This is a genomic window from Enterococcus sp. GC34, assembly GCF_040886645.1.
GTDB lineage: Bacteria > Bacillota > Bacilli > Lactobacillales > Enterococcaceae > Enterococcus > Enterococcus faecalis.
Genome location: NZ_JBFOEF010000036.1, coordinates 1 through 321 on the forward strand (window position 1 = coordinate 1; position 321 = coordinate 321).

At 36.4% G+C, this 321-nt stretch carries 1 pseudogene; it reads right to left on the bottom strand.

The features are described from left to right. Window positions 1-321 (bottom strand): annotated as a pseudogene (locus AB3I72_RS13835) (IS3 family transposase); the annotation flags it as partial.

Genomic DNA, 321 nt, shown 5'->3' on the forward strand with positions numbered 1-321 from the left:
TAGGCCTTTCGGCTGCGGATAAATTCTTCAGCGACTACTTCTTCAAGTTCTGATTCGTCTTTCTTTGGTTTTGATTGATAATAATAGGACTGACGTGATAGACCTAATATTCTGCACATCGCTGATATAGGGTAAAGATGCTTATTCGCATCGATTACTTGTCTCTTCGTCCGAATATCAGCGCTGCTTGCTTTAAAATATCATTTTCCATTTCTAATTGCTGGTTTCTTTTACGTAGTTCTAACAATTCTTTTTGTTCAGGCGTAAGATTATCTTTTTCTTTGAATGAACCACTCGTTTTAGATTGCTTTACCCATTTGT